Source organism: Mesorhizobium jarvisii (genome assembly GCF_003601985.1).
GTDB lineage: Bacteria > Pseudomonadota > Alphaproteobacteria > Rhizobiales > Rhizobiaceae > Mesorhizobium > Mesorhizobium jarvisii.
Genome location: NZ_QZXA01000004.1, coordinates 1 through 18,093, shown reverse-complemented (window position 1 = coordinate 18,093; position 18,093 = coordinate 1). Strand labels below are relative to the sequence as shown.

General features: G+C 63.6%; 15 protein-coding genes. 11 read left to right on the top strand and 4 right to left on the bottom strand.

The window, feature by feature from the left end:
- Window positions 1-2: 2 nt before the first annotated feature.
- From xdhB to uraH, 3 genes are read right to left on the bottom strand one after another with little or no spacing between them, the layout of a single operon-like run.
- The gene (gene xdhB / locus D3242_RS11190) at window positions 3-2,348 is read right to left on the bottom strand and encodes a xanthine dehydrogenase molybdopterin binding subunit (protein ID WP_064984373.1); all 2,346 of its coding nucleotides are present in this window, start codon (window positions 2,346-2,348) and stop codon (window positions 3-5) included.
- Window positions 2,348-3,829 (bottom strand): xanthine dehydrogenase small subunit, encoded by a 1,482-nt coding sequence (gene xdhA, locus D3242_RS11185; protein WP_064984372.1) that lies wholly within the window; start codon window positions 3,827-3,829, stop codon window positions 2,348-2,350. Before xdhA ends, xdhB begins: the two co-directional genes overlap by 1 nt.
- Before the next feature lie 3 nt (window positions 3,830-3,832).
- The gene (uraH, locus tag D3242_RS11180) at window positions 3,833-4,207 is read right to left on the bottom strand and encodes a hydroxyisourate hydrolase (RefSeq protein ID WP_064984371.1); all 375 of its coding nucleotides are present in this window, start codon (window positions 4,205-4,207) and stop codon (window positions 3,833-3,835) included.
- 202 nt (window positions 4,208-4,409) lie between these two features.
- Between uraH and puuE the strand changes: the two genes are divergently transcribed.
- The 11 genes from puuE (at window position 4,410) to D3242_RS11125 (ending at window position 17,738) form a co-directional block, all read left to right on the top strand.
- Window positions 4,410-5,828 carry an allantoinase PuuE gene (puuE, locus tag D3242_RS11175; protein ID WP_064984369.1) on the top strand — a complete coding sequence of 473 codons (1,419 nt, stop codon included), beginning with the start codon at window positions 4,410-4,412 and terminating at the stop codon, window positions 5,826-5,828.
- 10 nt (window positions 5,829-5,838) lie between these two features.
- Window positions 5,839-6,702, top strand: a complete 864-nt coding sequence (locus tag D3242_RS11170) for a bifunctional allantoicase/(S)-ureidoglycine aminohydrolase (protein WP_038651564.1) — start codon at window positions 5,839-5,841, stop codon at window positions 6,700-6,702.
- Complete coding sequence (locus tag D3242_RS11165; RefSeq protein WP_038651561.1) at window positions 6,699-7,190, top strand: ureidoglycolate lyase; 492 nt, start codon at window positions 6,699-6,701, stop codon at window positions 7,188-7,190. The genes D3242_RS11170 and D3242_RS11165 overlap by 4 nt, the downstream gene beginning before the upstream one ends.
- Window positions 7,191-7,201: 11 nt before the next feature.
- A complete protein-coding gene (locus D3242_RS11160; RefSeq protein WP_064984367.1) occupies window positions 7,202-7,795 on the top strand; it encodes a nucleoside deaminase in 594 nt (197 codons plus the stop codon).
- 97 nt (window positions 7,796-7,892) lie between these two features.
- Window positions 7,893-9,878 carry a CocE/NonD family hydrolase gene (locus tag D3242_RS11155; protein ID WP_064984366.1) on the top strand — a complete coding sequence of 662 codons (1,986 nt, stop codon included), beginning with the start codon at window positions 7,893-7,895 and terminating at the stop codon, window positions 9,876-9,878.
- A 154-nt stretch (window positions 9,879-10,032) separates the two neighbouring features.
- A complete protein-coding gene (locus tag D3242_RS11150; protein ID WP_019862713.1) occupies window positions 10,033-11,619 on the top strand; it encodes an ABC transporter substrate-binding protein in 1,587 nt (528 codons plus the stop codon).
- Between the two features lie 16 nt (window positions 11,620-11,635).
- Window positions 11,636-12,595, top strand: a complete 960-nt coding sequence (locus D3242_RS11145) for an ABC transporter permease (protein ID WP_019862712.1) — start codon at window positions 11,636-11,638, stop codon at window positions 12,593-12,595.
- 10 nt (window positions 12,596-12,605) lie between these two features.
- Window positions 12,606-13,430, top strand: coding sequence for an ABC transporter permease (locus D3242_RS11140; protein WP_019862711.1), 825 nt, complete (start codon window positions 12,606-12,608; stop codon window positions 13,428-13,430).
- A complete protein-coding gene (locus D3242_RS11135; protein ID WP_020629117.1) occupies window positions 13,430-15,085 on the top strand; it encodes an ABC transporter ATP-binding protein in 1,656 nt (551 codons plus the stop codon). Before D3242_RS11140 ends, D3242_RS11135 begins: the two co-directional genes overlap by 1 nt.
- A 108-nt stretch (window positions 15,086-15,193) precedes the next feature.
- Complete coding sequence (locus tag D3242_RS11130; protein WP_064984364.1) at window positions 15,194-16,783, top strand: ABC transporter substrate-binding protein; 1,590 nt, start codon at window positions 15,194-15,196, stop codon at window positions 16,781-16,783.
- Between the two features lie 115 nt (window positions 16,784-16,898).
- Window positions 16,899-17,738 (top strand): alkaline phosphatase family protein, encoded by an 840-nt coding sequence (locus D3242_RS11125; protein ID WP_064984688.1) that lies wholly within the window; start codon window positions 16,899-16,901, stop codon window positions 17,736-17,738.
- Window positions 17,739-17,816: 78 nt separating this feature from the next.
- Here the strand turns inward: D3242_RS11125 and D3242_RS11120 are convergent.
- On the bottom strand, window positions 17,817-18,093 hold a 277-nt coding region (locus tag D3242_RS11120; protein ID WP_147377456.1), incomplete at its 5' end, for a transposase.

Here is an 18,093-nt window from a genome sequence, read left to right as displayed (position 1 = left end):
ATTCAGTCCTTCGCCTCACCTTTCAGCCGCTCGATCGTCATCAGCACACGCTCCGGCGTCGCTGGAGCATCAAGGCGCGGACAGATCCTGTGATCGGCGACGCTGGCCACCGCATCCGACAGCGCGTGCAGCACCGACATGCCGAGCGGGAAGGGCGGCTCGCCGACCGCCTTGGAGCGATGGATCGTCGGCTCTCCGGCTTCCGGCCAGTCGGCCAAAGTGACGTTGAAGATCTTCGGCCGATCGGAGGCGAGCGGGATCTTGTAGGTCGACGGTGCGTGGGTGCGCAGCCGGCCCTTGCCGTCCCACCACAGCTCCTCCGTCGTCAGCCATCCCATGCCCTGGATGAAGCCGCCCTCGATCTGGCCAAGGTCGATGGCGCGGTTCAGCGAACGGCCGGTCTCGTGCAGGATATCGGTGCGCTCGACCACATATTCGCCAGTCAGCGTGTCGACCGAGACTTCCGAGCAGGAGGCGCCGTAGGCGAAATAGTAGAAGGGGCGGCCCTCGCCCTTGTCGCGGTTCCAGTGGATTTTCGGCGTCTTGTAGAAACCCGCCGCCGAGAGCTGGATGCGCGCCATGTAGGCCTGCTTGACGAGATCGGCGAAGGCGATCTCCTGGTTGCCGATGCGCACCCGGTTGGGCAGGAACAGCACCTGATCGCGCGGCACCTGGTATTTCTCGGCGGCGAAATCGGTCAGCCGGTCCTTGATCTGGCGGGCGCCATTCTGTGCCGCCATGCCATTGAGGTCGGAGCCGGACGATGCCGCGGTGGCCGAGGTGTTGGGCACCTTGCCGGTGGTGGTCGCGGTGATCTTCACCTGGTCGAGATCGATCTGGAATTCTTCCGCCACCACCTGCGCGACCTTGAGGTAGAGCCCCTGCCCCATCTCGGTGCCGCCATGGTTCAGATGCACCGAACCATCGGTGTAGACATGCACCAGCGCGCCGGCCTGGTTGTAGTGGGTGGCGGTGAAGGAAATGCCGAACTTGACCGGCGTGAGCGCCAGGCCGCGCTTGATGAAACGGCTGTTGGCGTTGAAGGCCGATATTTCGCGCCGCCGCCGCGCATAGCTGGCGCTCTCCTCGAGTTCGGCGACGATGCGCTGGATGATGTTGTCCTCGACCGTCTGGTGGTAGGGCGTGATGTTGCGGTCGCTGGTGCCATAGAAATTCGTCTTGCGGATCTCGAGCGGATCCTTGCCGACCGCGAACGCCACCTCGTCGATGACGCGTTCGGCGCCGACCATGCCTTGCGGGCCGCCGAAGCCCCGAAAGGCGGTGTTCGACACGGTGTTGGTGTAGAGCGGCGCCGATTGCGCGTGCACGGTCGGCCAGAAATAGGTGTTGTCGCAATGGAACAGCGCGCGATCCGTCACCGGGCCCGACAGATCCGACGAGAAGCCGCAACGCGCGGCGAACATGAAATCGACACCGAGAATGTTGCCCTCGTCGTCGAAGCCGACTTCGTAGTCGACGAGGAAATCATGACGCTTGCCGGTGGCGATCATGTCGTCGTCGCGGTCGGGCCGGATCTTGACGGCGCGATGGTGTTTCTTGGCAGCGATGGCCGCGAGCGCGGCAAACTGATTGCCTTGCGTTTCCTTGCCGCCGAAACCGCCGCCCATGCGGCGGATCTCCACCGTGATGGCATTGCTGGGTACGCCGAGCGCATGGCTCACCATGTGCTGGACTTCGCTCGGATGCTGGGTCGAGGAATAGATGGTGACGTCCTGATCCTCGCCGGGAACGGCCATGGCGATATGGCCTTCAAGATAGAAATGCTCCTGGCCGCCGACGCGCATCTTTCCCTTCAGCCGGCGCGGCGCCGCCTTGATCGCAGCGGCGGCATCGCCGCGCTTCAAGGTAAGCGGCGGCGTGACGAGCTTGTCCTTCTTCGGATCGAGTTCGCCAATGTCGGTGACGAAAGGCAATTCCTTGTATTCGACCTTGGCCAGCCTGGTGGCGCGGCGTGCCTGCTCGCGGGTTTCGGCGATAACGCAGAAGATCGGCTGGCCGAAGAACTCGACCTTGCCGTCGGCGAGCACCGGCTCATCGTGCCGACCGGTCGGCGAAATATCATTCTCGCCCGGCACATCCTTTGCCGTGAGCACATCGACGACTCCGGAGGCAGCGCGCACCGCCGAAAGGTCCATGCGGGTGATGGTGGCATGCGCGGCGGCCGAGAGCCCGAGGCAGCCATGCAGCGTGCCGGATGGTTCCGGCATGTCGTCGATATAGACGGCTGTGCCGCTGACATGCTTGTGAGCGGAATCATGCCGCTGATCGGTGGCGACGCCGCCGACGATCTTCTCGGCCTTGAGGTTCGATGTGGCGTGCTTGTTCATCATGCCGCCTCGTTGCGGGACACCTGGAAGGGCGCCCTGGTGCCGCTGGTCTCGGCGAAGAAACGCAACAACAAGTTGCGCGCCGCAAGCGCCCGGTATTCGGCTGAGGCCCGCATGTCGGTGAGCGGGGTGAAATCCCTACCGTATTGTGCCATCGCCGCCTCGACCGTCTCTTCGGTCCATGGCTTGCCGAGCAGCGCCTTTTCGACAAAGGACGCCCGCTTCGGCGTCGCTGCCATGCCGCCATAGGCGATACGCACATCGGCGACCGTGCCGTCCTTGGCCAGCGTCAGGAAGAAGGCGCCAAGCGCAGCGGTGATATCCTCGTCGCGCCGCTTGGTGATCTTGTAGACGGCAAATTTCTCTCCCTTGGCCGGCACGGGCACGTGCACGGCCTCGACGAATTCGCCCGGCTGCCGGTCCTGCTTGCCATAGGCGATGAAGAAGGTTTCCAGCGGGATCGTGCGCCGCTTCTTGCCCTTGCGCAGGGTCAGGCGCGCGCCGAGCGCGATCAGGGGCGGCGGCGTGTCACCGATCGGCGAGCCGTTGGCAATGTTGCCGCCGATGGTGCCCATGTTGCGCACCTGTTCACCACCGATGCGGTCAAACAGCGGCCCCAGCGCCGGGATGCGTTTCGACAGCGTCGAAAAGGCTTCGGTGTAGGTGACGCCGGCGCCGATCGAAATGACTCCCTTGTCTTCGGCGATGGTGCACAGCCCATCGAGATTGCCGATGAAGACCGCCGGAGAGATGTCGCGCATATGCTTGGTCACCCACAGGCCGACATCGGTCGCGCCGGCAACGATGGTGGCGCCGGGTTCCTGGTCGAGCACAGTGGCGAAATCGTCGACATTGGCCGGCACGATGAGCCGCGCCCTGGCCGAACCGATCTCGACCCGCGCGCCGTCCCGCAAGGCTTCCAGCCTCGCCGTGATCGCCTTGCGCTCGACAGCCAGCGGATCCTTCCCCGCTTTGCCGTAGCTGGAGATGGCGTGCGCGGCGCGCATGATCGCTTCATAGCCGGTGCAGCGGCAGAGATTGCCCTGCAGCGCCTTTTCGATCGCCGCGTTCGATGGATCCGGCGACTTCATCCACAGGCCATAGAGCGACATGACGAAGCCCGGCGTGCAAAAGCCGCATTGCGAGCCATGAAAATCGACCATCGCCTGCTGGACGGGATGCAACTGGCCGGGCTGACCACGCAAATGTTCCACCGTCACGACATGGGTGCCGTCGAGCGAACCGAGGAAGCGGATGCAGGCATTGACGCTTTCATAGACCAGCCGGCCGGCCGAAAGCCTGCCGACCAGAACGGTGCAGGCGCCGCAATCGCCCTCGGCGCAACCTTCCTTGGTGCCGCGCAGCGAACGGGCGAGCCGCAGCCAGTCGAGCAGGGTCGCGTCCGGCGCCACCGAGGACAGCACGACATCCCTGCCATTGAGGATGAAGCGGATTTCGTTGCGGATATTGACCTTGGCCATGCCTCAGCTCCCCCTGTAGGTCGAATAGCCATAGGGCGAAATGAGCAATGGCACGTGATAGTGCACCGCCTCCGCCATGCCGAAACGGATCGGCACGCTGTCAAGGAAGGCCGGCTCGGGCAGCTTTGTGCCCTGGCCGCGCAGATAGTCGCCGGCCGCGAACACCAGTTCGTATTCGCCAGCGCGGAACTCGGCGCCGACCAACAGCGGCGCGTCACAGCGGCCGTCGTTATTGGTTGCGACCGTCTTCAGATGTGTCCTCGCCGAACCGTCGAGACGATAGAGTGCGATCGACAACCCGGCCGCCGGCTTGCCGGTCGCGGTGTCGAGGACATGCGTCGTCAGACGTCCGCCATCGGCTTTCGACGTTTCTGCCACTGGCGCCTCCCATTTCCAATATGAACGAACTGGCCCGGTACAGTCGAACAAAGCAATGAATTGTGCGCCAATTAAAGGCGATGCATAAGTCCCGGTCGAGCGGAGCGGCACAAAAACACTTTCAAAAATTTCAAGGGAATGCGGCGGCAACCCTTTCGACTATCCTGATCACAACTTCCGGCAGTGTCCGGCAGGAGGGGCAATGCGTTACGAAAGAGACATGCACGGCTACGGAGCCAATCCACCGGATCCGAAATGGCCCGGCGGGGCGCATGTCGCCGTGCAGTTCGTCGTCAATTACGAAGAGGGCGGCGAGAATTGCGTGCTGCATGGCGACAAGGCGTCGGAAGCCTTCCTGTCGGAGATCGTCGGTGCCGCACCATGGGTGGGACAGCGCCATTGGAACATGGAATCGATCTACGAATATGGCGCGCGGGCCGGCTTCTGGCGGCTGCTGCGCCTGTTCAGCGAACGCCAAGTCCCTGTGACCTGCTACGGCGTCGCCACAGCGTTGGCACGCTCGCCCGACCAGGTCGCGGCCATGCAGGACGCCGGCTGGGAAATCGCCTCGCATGGGCTGCGGTGGATCGACTACCGCGATCATAGCGCCGAGGATGAGCGCCGCGACCTCGAAGCGGCGATCAAACTGCATTACGAGGTGACGGGCCAGCGCCCGACCGGCTGGTATACGGGCCGCACATCGGTCAATACGGTGCGGCTGGTGGCCGAAGAAGGCGGCTTCGACTACGTCTCCGATACCTATGACGACGAACTGCCCTACTGGTTCGAGCATGCCGGCGGCACGCAGCTCATCATCCCCTATACGCTCGACGCCAACGACATGCGCTTCGCCACGCCGCAGGGCTTCAACTCGGGCGACCAGTTCTTTTCCTATCTGAAAGACAGTTTCGACACGCTCTATGCCGAGGGCAAGGCCGGGCGGCCGCGCATGATGAATATCGGCCTGCATTGCCGCCTCGTCGGGCGGCCGGGCCGGGTCGCGGCGCTGAAACGCTTCGTCGACTATGTCAAATCGCATGACAAGGTCTGGCTGGCGCGGCGCATCGACATCGCCAAGCACTGGCAGGAGAACCATCCCTACAAGCCAGCGGCGCTGCGCCCCTCCAAGATGGAATTCGAAACATTCGTCCACACGTTCGGCGGCGTGTTCGAGCATTCGCCCTGGATTGCCGAGCGAGCCTACGAGTTGGAGCTGGGCCAGGCGCACGACACGGCCGGCGGCCTGCACAATGCGCTCTGCCGCATCTTCCGCGCCGCCAGCGAGACCGAGCGGCTGGGTGTGCTCAACGCCCATCCCGATCTTGCCGGCAAGCTGGCCAAGGCCAGGCGGCTGACGGCGGAATCGACCAGGGAACAAGCCTCCGCCGGCCTCGACGCGCTGACCGACAAGGAACGCGAACTGTTCTCCAAGCTCAACGCCGCCTACGTCACCACTTTCGGTTTCCCCTTCATCATCGCGGTCAAGGGCAAGACCAAGGAGGAAATCCTCGCCGAGTTCGAGGCGCGCATCGGAAACAGCCGCTGCGTCGAATTCGAGATCGCCTGCAAACAGGTCGAGCGCATCGCGCTGCTCCGCCTCAGAGACATGCTACCGCAATAGGTTTGAACCCATGGATACGATCAGGATGCCAGAGCGCACCTACTACGCACCACATGGCGGCCATCCCGGCCAATCTGAATTGCTGACAGGCCGCGCCGTCTTCACCGAGGCCTATGCCGTCATCCCCAAGGGCGTGATGCAGGACATCGTCACCAGCGCCTTGCCGTTCTGGGACAAGACCCGCGTCTGGATCCTGTCGCGGCCACTGTCCGGTTTTGCCGAGACATTCTCGCAATACATCGTCGAGGTGGAGCCCGGCGGCGGCAGCGACCGGCCGGAACCCGATGCCGGCGCAGAAGGCGCCCTGTTCGTGGTCGAGGGCGAACTGACCGTTCTGCTTTCCGGCAAGAAGCATGTGTTGCGGCCAGGTGGCTTTGCCTTCCTGCCGCCGGCGAGCGGCTGGACGGTTCGCAACGAGGCCAAGGCGGCGGTCCGCTTCCACTGGATTCGCAAGGCCTACGAAGTGGTCGACGGTCTCGATATGCCGGAAGCCTTCTTCACCAACGAGCAGGATATCGCACCGACACCGATGCCGGGCACCGAAGGCCGCTGGGCGACGACACGCTTCGTCGACCCGGCCGATTTGCGCCACGACATGCACATGACCATCGTCACGCTCGAGCCGGGCGCGGTCATTCCGTTCGCCGAAACGCATGTGATGGAACACGGCCTCTATGTGCTGGAAGGCAAGGCGGTCTACCGCCTCAACCAGGACTGGGTCGAGGTCGAGGCCGGCGACTATATGTGGCTGCGCGCCTTCTGCCCGCAGGCCTGCTATGCCGGCGGCCCGGGAAAGTTCCGCTATCTGCTCTACAAGGACGTCAACCGGCACGCCAAGCTCGGCGGGGCCGGTATCGGCGGTCGCGCGCGGTGACCCGCATCACAGCACAGAAGCTGACCCGTGAGGCCTTTGCCCCCTTCGGCGATGTCATCGACATGGGTGGCGACAACCACTACCCGATCAATGGCGGCAAGGCTGAGCGCTACCACGATCTGGCGACCGCCGAGGCCACAGGGCCGAACGCGCGCGTGCTGATCTCGATGGTGCGCGGCACGCCTTACGAACTGCCGCTGAAACTGACCATGGTCGAGCGCCACCCCTTCGGCAGCCAGGCCTTCATTCCGCTGTCGCCGCGTCCGTTCCTGGTTGTCGTCTGCCATGACGGCAAGGAGGGGCCGGGCGAGCCGCACGCCTTCATCACCGCGCCCGGACAGGGCATCAACTATTCCCGCAATCTCTGGCACGGCGTGTTGACGCCGCTCGGCGAGCCCCAGGACTTCCTTATCGTCGACCGTGGCGGCGACGGCTCCAACCTCGAAGAGTTCCATTTTTCGCACGCCTACGAGATCCATCTCCCCTGAAAGCTTTCCCCATGACCGATATATCGCTGATCGACCGCCTGCTCGACGTGATCGAGCACGACATCGTGCCGAAGACGGCGGAAGGCGTCGCCCACGGCAACAAGCTGTTCGGCGCGGCGATCCTGCGCAAGGACGACCGCTCGCTGGTGCTTGCCGAAACCAACAACGAGATGGAAAACCCGCTCTGGCACGGCGAGGTGCATTGCCTGAAGCGGTTCTACGAGATGCCGAGGGCCGAGCGCGTCGACACCAAGGATGCGCTGTTCGTCGCCACGCACGAACCCTGCTCGCTCTGCCTGTCGGCGATCACCTGGACCGGCTTCGACAATTTCTACTACCTGTTCAGCCACGAGGATTCGCGCGACAGTTTTGCGATCCCGCACGATCTGAAAATCCTAAAAGAGGTCTTCACCCTCGACCCCGGCGGCTACAATGCCGAGAATGCCTATTGGAAGAGTTTTTCGATCCGCAGGATGGTACGGGCGTTGCCCGACGCGCAGCGTCAGCGGCTGGAAACGCGCATCGGCAAGATCTCGGCACGCTACGACGAACTGTCCGACGCCTACCAGGCGAGCAAGAGCGAAAACGACATTCCGCTGAACTGAGGTTGTGCCGCAGGTAACGGCACAGGTCGCATAATTCGCTGCTCCAGTCGCGAATGGCGATTGAAACTTGCCGCGCCGCGGGGCGTTATGCGCACCCATGAAAACCATCACCGAATTTCCCCGCAAGGTCGTCGAATTCCCCGATATGGGCATCGTCATGCCGGATGGCTGCCGGCTATCGGCGCGGGTGTGGATGCCGGAGGATGCCGGCGACGAACCAGTGCCTGTCATTCTCGAGCATTTGCCCTACCGCAAGCGCGATGGCACCATCTTTCGCGATCAGCTGACGCATCCCTATTTCGCCGGCCACGGCTACGCCTCGATCCGCGTCGACATGCGCGGCAATGGCGATTCCGAAGGGCTGATGGACGACGAATATTCCGAACAGGAGTTGCAGGATGCCTGCCACGTCATCGCCTGGGCGGCGGCCCAGCCCTGGTGCAACGGCAATGTCGGCATGATGGGCATCTCCTGGGGTGGCTTCAACTGCCTGCAGGTTGCGGCCAAGCAGCCGCCGGCGCTGAAGGCGGTGATCAGCCTGTGCTCGACCGTCGACCGCTACGCCGACGACATCCACTACAAGGGCGGCTGCCTGCTGATCGAGAATTTCGGCTGGGCCTCGACTATGCTCTCCTACTCGTCGCGGCCGCCGGACCCGCTGATCGCCGGCGACAACAGATGGCGCGATCTGTGGCTGACCCGGCTGGAGAACCAGCCCTTCCTTTTGCCGCTGTGGCTCAGCCACCAGCACCGCGACGCCTATTGGAAGCGCGGCTCGATCTGCGAGGATTTTTCGGCCGTCAAGGCCGCCGTGCTGTCGATCGGCGGCTGGCATGACGGCTACCGCAACACGATCTCGCACCTCGTCACCAACATCGAAGCGCCGGTCAAGGGCATTGTCGGCCCCTGGATCCACAAATACCCGCACTATGCCGGACCCCAGCCGGCCATCGGCTTCCTGCAGGAAGCGCTGCGCTGGTGGGACCACTGGCTGAAGGGCGCCGAGACCGGCGTCGAGGACGATCCCGCCTACCGCGCCTATGTGCTGGACAGCGTGCGCCCGGCGCGCTGGCATCCCGAGCGGCCCGGCCGTTGGGTGGCCGAGCAACAATGGCCGTCACCCGCGATCAAGACCCAGGCCATCGAACTGCTGCCCAAGGGGAGCAAACCGGCCATCATTGCCTCGCTGCAGAATTGCGGGCTGGCCGGCGGCGAATATTTCCCGTTCACCTTCGGCCCGGAATTGCCGGGCGACCAGCGTCCCGACGATGCCTTGTCTGTCTGTTTCGACCAGCCGGAGCTCACCGAGGCCATCGATATTGTCGGCGCGCCGGAAGTCCAAGTCACTCTCTCCTCCGATCGCCCGCAGGCCAACATCGCGGTGCGGCTGTGCGACGTGCATCCCGACGGCGCTTCCGAACTGATCTCCTATGGCGTGCTCAATTTGACGCATCGCGACTCGCACGAATTCCCGCAGGCCCTGGTGCCTGGCGAGACCGTGTCGGCGCGCGTCGTGCTCGATCAATGCGCCTACCGCGTGCCGACCGGCCACCGCCTGCGCATCGCCGTGTCGAACGCCTATTGGCCCATGATCTGGCCGTCGCCGGAGCCGGTGCAGCTGAGCTTGTCGGCGGCGAAACTTGCCTTGCCGCTACGCCCACTGGCAAAAGGCGACGAAGCGACGTTCGCCGAGCCGGAAGGTGCTACGCCCTGGGCGACCGAGACGATCCGTGCCGCCAACTCCGAGCGCCATGTCGATCGCGACGAAAAGACCGGAATCGTCACGCTTTCCATCGCGGATGATTTCGGCGCGGTGTGTGATCTCGACCACGGCCTGGTCAATGGCAGCATCGCCCGCGAGACCTGGGCTATCCATCCTGACAATCCATTGTCGGCCTCGGGGAAAACACACTGGACGCAGACACTGTCGCGAAATGGATGGTCGGTGCGTACCGAGACATGGGCCGAGATGCGATCGGACGCACAAAACTTCATCGTCAGCGCCAGAATCGAGGCCTATGAGGGTGAAAAAATCGTCTTCAAGCGCAATTTCGAGGAGAAAATCCCGCGCGCGCTTATTTGAGCGCCGACACCCTTGGTCCAAATGCGACGTACGATTTACGCCACGGCATGTCGCATTCGGTCTTGCTTACGGCATTGGCTTACCCTCATTATTCAGGGAGAATTAACAACAAAAATCGACCGTAGAGTCGAACCAACAGAGTGAGGAACTCAAAATGTCGAACGAACTGGAATTCCTTAGCCGGCGTGTCGCAGCAGGCAAGCTGAGCCGTCGTGATTTTCTCGGTCGCGCGGCAGCGCTCGGCATTGCCGCACCCTTCGCCAATTCGCTGCTTTCAAGTGCTGCGCGCGCGGCAGGCCCGGTCAAGGGCGGCACGCTGAAGGCCGGCCTGGTCGGCGGTGAATCCACCAACAGCCTCGATCCGGCGCTGATGATGACGCAGGTGCCGTTCGCCTTCGGCAAGTGCTGGGGCGAAATGATCGTCGAACTGTCGCCGGACGGCAAGCTCGAGAACCGCATTGCCGAAGAGATCGGCTCGTCCGACGATGCGAAGACCTGGACCCTGAAAATCCGCGACGGCGTCGAATTCCACAACGGCAAGACCGTGACCGCCGAGGACGTGGCCGCCACGCTGGAGCGCCACTCGGACGAGAAGTCGAAATCCGGCGCGCTCGGCTACATGAAGGGTATCGCGACCATCAAGGCCAGCGGCAAGGAAGTGGTGCTGACGCTGAAGGAGGCCAATGCCGACCTTCCCTACCTGCTCAGCGACTATCACCTGATCGTCCAGCCGAATGGCGGCAAAGACAAGCCCGATGCCGGCATTTCGGCCGGCCCGTATGTGGTCAAGACCAACGAGCCCGGTGTGCGCCATGGCGGCGAGCGTTTCGCCAATTACTGGCAGGGCGACAAGATGGGCCATGCCGACCAGATCGAAGTCATCGTCATCAACGATGCGACGGCGCGCACGGCGGCCCTGCAGGGCGGCCAGGTCAACATGATCAACCGCGTCGAGCCGAAGATCGTCGACCTGATCAAGCGCGTGCCGGGCGTGACCATCCGCAACCATGCGGGTCCGGGCCACTATGTCTTCATCATGCATTGCAACACGGCGCCCTTCGACAACAACGACCTGCGCATGGCGCTGAAGCTCGCCATTGACCGCGAAGAGATGCTGACCAAGGTGCTGCGCGGCTATGGCTCGCTCGGCAACGACTTCCCGATCAACGCGTCCTATCCGCTGTTCACCGAAATCGAGCAGCGCAAGTACGATCCCGACAAGGCCAAGTTCCACTATAAGAAGTCCGGCCATGATGGCACTGTTCTGCTGAGGACTTCGGACGTCGCCTTCCCCGGCGCGGTCGATGCCTCGCAGCTCTTCCAGCAGAGCGCGGCCAAGGCCGGCATCAAGATCGAGCTCAAGCGCGAGCCCGGCGACGGCTACTGGAACGAGGTCTGGAACAAGCAGCCCTTCTGCGCCTCCTACTGGGGCGGACGCTCGACGCAGGACCAGATGTACTCGACCGCCTATCTGTCGACCGCCGACTGGAACGACACACGTTTCAAGCGCCCGGACTTCGACAAGATGGTGCTGGCGGCGCGCGCCGAGCTCGACGAGGCCAAGCGCAAGCAGATGTACCACGACATGGCCGTCATGGTGCGCGACGAAGGCGGCCTGATCCTGCCGATGTTCAACCAGTTCATCGACGCCACCGGCGCCAAGGTCGATGGCTGGGTGGACGATCCGCACCAGGAACTGATGAACGGCTACGCCCTGGCGAAGTGCTGGCTGCAGGCCTGAGTCCGGCTTTGCGGAGATGTCCTCACCGATCCTGAAGCTAATTGCCCAGCGCGTCGCGCTGGGCATCCTCCTTCTGCTGGCCATTTCGGTCCTGATCTTCGCCGGCACGCAAATCCTGCCCGGCGACGTCGCGCAAGCCATTCTGGGACAATCGGCAACGCCGGAGTCGCTCGCCAATCTGCGCGAACAGCTCGGCCTCAACGACCCGGCCTATGTCAGGTATTTCCACTGGCTCGGCGGCGTGCTGACCGGCGACCTCGGCACTGCCATGTCGAGCGGCCAGGATATCGCCACCTCGATCAAGGGCCGGCTGTGGAACACGCTGTTCCTGGCCTTCTGGGCGGCGGTCGTGGCCGTGCCGCTGGCAATCATCCTCGGCCTGATCGCCGTGCGCTACCGCAATGGCTGGGTCGACAAGCTGATCTCCGGGCTGGCGCTCGCCTCGACCTCCTTCCCGGAATTCTTCATCGGCTATCTCCTGGTCTATTTCTTCGCGGTGAAATGGCAGATCTTTCCCGCCATCTCGACCGTCTATGACGGCATGCCCTTTGGCGAGCGGATGCAGGCCATCGCGCTGCCGGCGACGGCGCTGACGCTGGTGGTGCTGGCCCACATGATGCGTATGACCCGTGCGGCGATCCTCAATGTCATGCAGTCGGCCTATGTCGAGACGGCGGAGCTCAAGGGGCTCTCGGCCTTCGCCGTCATCCGCAAGCACGCCTTCCCGAACGCCATCGCGCCGATCATCAACGTCGTCATGCTCAACCTCGCCTATCTGATCGTCGGCGTCGTCGTGGTCGAGGTGATCTTCGTCTATCCCGGCATGGGGCAATATCTGGTGGACCACGTCACCAAGCGCGACGTGCCGGTCGTGCAGGCGGTCGGCCTGATCTTTGCCGCCGTCTACATCAGCCTCAACATCATCGCGGACATTGCGGCGATCGTCGCCAATCCGCGTCTGCGACATCCAAAGTGAGGGGGCGGGCATGCTCGATATAAGACGCATTCCCATCCCCGCCCTGATCGGCCTGGTGCTGACCGCCCTGTTCGTACTGGCGGCGATCTTGGCACCGTGGATCTCGCCGCACGACAATGCCGAGATCGTCGGCGACGTCTGGGAACCAATGTCGGCCGCGCATTGGCTCGGCACCGACAATCTCGGCCGCGATCTCTTGTCGCGCATGATCTACGGCGCCCGCATCACCCTGTTCATCGCCGTGCTGGCCACCGCGCTGTCCTTCTCGCTCGGCGCCATACTCGGTTTCTCGGCGGCGGTGTTCGGCGGCTGGTTCGACACGATCCTGTCGCGCCTCGTCGACCTGCTGATGTCGATCCCGACCCTGATCATGGGCCTGGTCGTGCTCTCCGTGCTGCCGACAAACCTGGTAACGCTGATCCTGGTCATGGGCATTCTCGACTCGACCCGCGTCTACCGCCTGTCGCGCGCGGTCGCCGTCGACATCAACGTCATGGATTATGTCGAGGCGGCAAAACTGCGCGGCGAAGGCAGCGCCTGGATCATCTTCCGCGAAATCCTGCCCAATGCGCTGTCGCCGCTGGTTTCGGAACTCGGCCTGCGCTTCATCTATGCTGTCCTGTTCCTGTCGACGCTGTCCTTCCTCGGCCTTGGCGTGCAACCGCCGGACGCCGACTGGGGCGGCATGGTCAAGGAAAACAAGGACGGCATCGTCTTCGGCATCGCCGCAGCACTCATTCCGGCGGGGGCGATCGCCGCGCTCGCCATCTCGGTCAACCTTGTCGCCGACTGGATTCTCAACCGCACGACAAGCCTGAAGGGAGGACGCGGGTGATGGCCGACAGCAAAGCGAAGCCCGGCGTGCTGCTCGATATCAGGAATCTGCGCATCGAGGCCACGGTCTACCCGCCCGGCGAGGCGCCAAAGAACATCGTGCTGGTGCACGATGTCTCGCTGACGCTGGAAAAGGGCAAGGTGCTGGGCCTGATCGGCGAATCTGGCGCCGGCAAGTCGACCATCGGCCTGTCGTCGATGGGCTATGGCCGCGGCGGCGTGCGCATCACCGGCGGCGAGGTGATCCTCAACGGCCGCGACATCCTGAAGGGCGGCAAGGAAGGTTTCCGCAAACTGCGCGGCCGCGAGGTCTGCTATGTCGCGCAGTCGGCGGCGGCCGCCTTCAACCCGGCGCACCGGCTGATGGACCAGGTGGTGGAAGCCACGCTGCTGCATGGCACGGCGACACGCGCCGAAGCCGAGAAGCGCGCCGTCGCGCTGTTCAAGAAGCTCAGCCTGCCGAACCCTGAAACCATCGGCGAACGCTTTCCGCACCAGGTCTCGGGCGGCCAGCTTCAGCGCGTCATGACGGCAATGGCGCTGTGCTCGGAACCCGACCTGATCGTCTTCGACGAGCCGACAACGGCGCTCGACGTGACGACGCAGATCGACGTGCTGTCGGCGATCAAGGATGCCATCCGCGACACCCATGTGGCGGCGCTCTACATCACCCACGACCTTGCCGTCGTCGCCCAGGTCTCCGACGAGATCATGGTGCTGCGCCATGGCAGGCTGGTAGAATGGGGCGGTACAAGGCAGATCATCAAGGAGCCGCGCCAGGAATACACCAACGCGCTGGTCTCGGTGCATGAGATCGAGCACCAGGAGCAGAACCCCGGCGCCACGCCGTTCCTGTCGGTGAAGAACGTCACCGCCGCCTATGGCGGCGGCCACGTCAAGGTGCTGAAGAACGTCTCGGTCGACATCTACCCCGGCCAGACGCTGGCCGTGGTCGGCGAATCCGGCTCGGGCAAGTCGACGCTGGCGCGCGCCATCACCGGACTTTTGCCGCCCGAACAAGGCACCGTCACCTTCGATGGGCGCCCGCTCGCCAACCGGCTTGCCGACCGGCCGAAGGAAGATCTGCGCCAGTTGCAGATGATCTACCAGATGGCCGACGTGGCGATGAACCCGCGCCAGACCGTCGGCACTATCATCGGCCGGCCGCTCGAATTCTATTTCGGCATGCGCGGCAGGGAACGCGACAAGCGCGTCGCCGAGCTGCTTGACGAGATCGAGATGGGCAAGGGCTTCGTCGACCGCTATCCGGCCGAGCTTTCCGGCGGCCAGAAGCAGCGCGTCTGCATCGCCCGTTCGCTCGCCGCCAAGCCGAAGCTGATCATCTGCGACGAGGTGACCTCGGCGCTCGATCCGCTGGTGGCCAACGGCATCCTCAAGCTGCTGCTCAACCTGCAGCAGCATGAAAAGGTCGCCTATCTCTTCATCACCCACGATCTGGCGACGGTGAAGTCGATCGCCGATTCGATCGCGGTGATGTATCGCGGCGAAGTGGTTCGCTACGGCTCGAAGAGCAAGGTTCTGACGCCGCCCTTCGATGCCTATACCGACCTTCTCCTGTCGTCGGTTCCGGAGATGGAGATCGGCTGGCTGGAAAAGGCGATCAAGGGGCGGCGCATGGCCAGCGCGGGGAACTAGCGACCTGCTGGTCGGGCGGCTGTCGTCATCCAGATGCAACACGAAAGCGCCACACGTCCTTGCGGACGGGCGCTGCCCGTGACGTTGTTTTCAACAGGGGGTAGGAACATGAAGACGGAACTCGACCATCTCGCCGATCTCGCCGGACAGGGCCGGATGTCGCGGCGCGACTTCCTTGGCCGCACGGCGGCACTGGGTGTGTCGGCGGCGCTGGCAACGACGCTGGCCGGGAAAGCCTTCGCACAGACGCCGGTCAAGGGCGGCATCCTCAAGGCCGGCCTGCAGGGCGGCGAGTCGACCAACAGCCTCGACCCCGCGCTGAACCTCAGCCAGGTCACCTTCAGCTTCGGCAAGCAGTGGGGCGAATATCTGGTCCGGCTGATGCCCGACAACAGCCTGACCAATATGATCGCGCAGGAGATCGGCGCATCCAAGGATGCCAAGACCTGGACGATCAAGGTGCGCGACGGCATCGAGTTCCACAACGGCAAGACCGTCACCGCCGAAGACATCGCCGCCACCATCGAGCGCCATGCCGACGAGAAGTCCAAATCCGGTGCGCTCGGCATCCTCAAGAACATCAAGGGCGTCAAGGCAAGCGGCAAGGAAGTCATCGTCACGCTCGGCGATGCCGACGCCGATTTCCCCTATCTGATGGCCGACTACCACCTCGTCATCCAGCCGAATGGCGGCAAGGACAATCCCAATGCCGGCATCAGCGCCGGTCCCTACAAGGTCACCGTCAACCAGCCCGGCGTGCGCCATGGCGGCGAGCGCTTCGCCAATTACTGGCAAGGCGACAAGATGGGCCATGCCGACCAGATCGAGATCGTCGTCATCAATGACGCCACCGCGCGGCTTGCGGCGCTGCAGGGCGGCCAGGTGCACATGATCAACCGCGTCGAGCCCAAGGTCGTCGACCTGGTCAAGCGCATCCCCGGCGTCAGCATCGAGAACGTGTCGGGCAAGGGCTACTACCCGTTCAACATGTTCTGCGACACCGCGCCCTTCGACAACAACGACCTGCGCATGGCGCTGAAACTCGCCATGGACCGCGAGGAAATGCTGACGAAGATCCTGCGCGGCTATGGCTCGGTCGGCAACGACTTCCCGATCAACGAAGCCTACCCGCTGTTTTCGACCGACATCGAACAGCGCAAGTTCGATCCGGAGAAGGCGGCCGCGCTCTACAAGAAGTCGGGCCACAGCGGCTCGATCCTGCTGCGCACTTCCGATGTCGCCTTCCCCGGCGCCGTCGACGCCGCCCAGCTCTATCAGCAGTCCTGCGCCAAGGCCGGCATCAAGATCGAGATCAAGCGCGAGCCCGGCGACGGCTACTGGTCGGAAGTCTGGAACAAGCAGCCCTTCTCGCTCTCCTACTGGGGCGGGCGCGCCACGCAGGACCAGATGTATTCCACCGGCTACGTCTCGACCGCCGACTGGAACGACACGCGCTTCAAGCGGCCGGAATTCGACAAGATGCTGCTTGCGGCGCGCGGCGAGCTCGACCAGGCCAAGCGCAAGGCGATCTACCACGACATGGCGGTCCTGATGCGCGACGAGGGCGGCCTGATCGTGCCGTTCTTCAACCAGTTCATCGATGCCGCCGCTACCAACAAGATCGGCGGTTTTGCCAAGAGCCCGATCGGCGAGATGATGGATGGCTACGCGCTTGGTGAGTGCTGGCTCAACGCTTAGCCGGACCCTGCCTGTCTGATTCACGTGCCCCGTCTGATTTACATACAAGAACGCCGTGTGCCAGAAACGGCACGCGGCGTTCCCGTTTCAACAGCCAGACATCATGGAGCAGCCCATGGCGCTCAAATCCAAGCTTCTGCTGATCATCCTCGACGGCGTTCCCTATCGCAACTGGCGCCGGCTGATGGGCAATCTCGAAGGCTGGGTGCAATCGGGTGAAGCGCGGGTCTGGAAGATGCGCTCGGTGCTGCCGTCGACCTCGGCCTGCTGCTATGCCTCGATCCACACCGGCGTGTCGCCGCAGGTGCATGGCATCCTTTCCAATGAGAATCGGTTCCGCGTCGGGCAGCCCGACATCTTCTCCGAAGTCAGCAAGGCCGGCGGCAGGACCGGGGCGGTCACCCACTCCTACTGGTCGGAATTCTTCCGCTCCCACCCGTTCGACCTGGTCGAGGACATGGAGTATGACGAGCCGGGTGGGCCGATCACGCATGGCCGCTTCCACACCATGACCGGCTACAACGCCCGCAACCAGATGACGCCGAGCGACGTCGATTTGTTCGCGACGCTGACCATGCTGACCAAACGCCACGGCATCGACTACGGCATCCTGCACACCTGCACGCTGGACTCCATGGGCCATCGCTTCGGCCATGACTGCCACGAGATGGACCATGCCGTCTACGCGATGGACGGCATGCTGGCCGCCTTCCTGCCGGGCTGGATCGCGGCCGGTTACGAGGTGATGGTCACCGCCGACCATGGCCAGACCGACCGCGGCCACCATGGCGGCCATGATGACGAGATGCAGGATTTCGCGCTGTATTATTTCGGACAAGGCCAAGGGCCTGAAGCCGATACGCTGCTCGACCAGCTGCAGCTGGCGCCGACGGTGCTGAGGCGGCTCGGCGTGCCGGTACCGGCGACGATGAAGGCGAAGCCTTTCTTGGGTTGAGCGGGGCGCCTTTCCTTCTCCCCTTGCGGGAGAAGGTGGCCTCGCGAAGCAAGGTCGGATGAGCGACTATCTGAGGTGTCAAGTTGCATTTGCGAATTCGTTACGCGCGTCGCGTGCTTTTGCATTGAGAATGACGAGCAGCTTGCGGGCGAGCGCAATGCGGATGACCATTTTCTCCTTTCCGGCAGTCTGCAACCGTTGCTTGAAAGCTGCCAGATGCGGATCATATTTGGCAACGATGCTGGCAACGAGAAAGAGGACGCCGCGCGGCCCTGCCCGACCGCCGCGCACTGGTCTTCGACCGCTGCGCTTGCCACTGTCATTGGCGATCGGCGCCAGGCCGGCCAACTTGGCG

What these genes read in the sequence shown, in the direction of transcription:
- D3242_RS11125 (WP_064984688.1), top strand. Translation starts at nt 16,899, where the DNA reads ATGGCGCTCAAATCCAAGCTTCTGCTGATCATCCTCGACGGCGTTCCC.
- puuE (WP_064984369.1), top strand. Translation starts at nt 4,410, where the DNA reads ATGCGTTACGAAAGAGACATGCACGGCTACGGAGCCAATCCACCGGAT.
- D3242_RS11140 (WP_019862711.1), top strand. Translation starts at nt 12,606, where the DNA reads ATGCTCGATATAAGACGCATTCCCATCCCCGCCCTGATCGGCCTGGTG.
- D3242_RS11135 (WP_020629117.1), top strand. Translation starts at nt 13,430, where the DNA reads ATGGCCGACAGCAAAGCGAAGCCCGGCGTGCTGCTCGATATCAGGAAT.
- D3242_RS11145 (WP_019862712.1), top strand. Translation starts at nt 11,636, where the DNA reads ATGTCCTCACCGATCCTGAAGCTAATTGCCCAGCGCGTCGCGCTGGGC.
- D3242_RS11155 (WP_064984366.1), top strand. Translation starts at nt 7,893, where the DNA reads ATGAAAACCATCACCGAATTTCCCCGCAAGGTCGTCGAATTCCCCGAT.
- D3242_RS11130 (WP_064984364.1), top strand. Translation starts at nt 15,194, where the DNA reads ATGAAGACGGAACTCGACCATCTCGCCGATCTCGCCGGACAGGGCCGG.
- D3242_RS11170 (WP_038651564.1), top strand. Translation starts at nt 5,839, where the DNA reads ATGGATACGATCAGGATGCCAGAGCGCACCTACTACGCACCACATGGC.
- D3242_RS11160 (WP_064984367.1), top strand. Translation starts at nt 7,202, where the DNA reads ATGACCGATATATCGCTGATCGACCGCCTGCTCGACGTGATCGAGCAC.
- xdhA (WP_064984372.1), bottom strand. Translation starts at nt 3,829, where the DNA reads ATGGCCAAGGTCAATATCCGCAACGAAATCCGCTTCATCCTCAATGGC.
- xdhB (WP_064984373.1), bottom strand. Translation starts at nt 2,348, where the DNA reads ATGAACAAGCACGCCACATCGAACCTCAAGGCCGAGAAGATCGTCGGC.
- D3242_RS11150 (WP_019862713.1), top strand. Translation starts at nt 10,033, where the DNA reads ATGTCGAACGAACTGGAATTCCTTAGCCGGCGTGTCGCAGCAGGCAAG.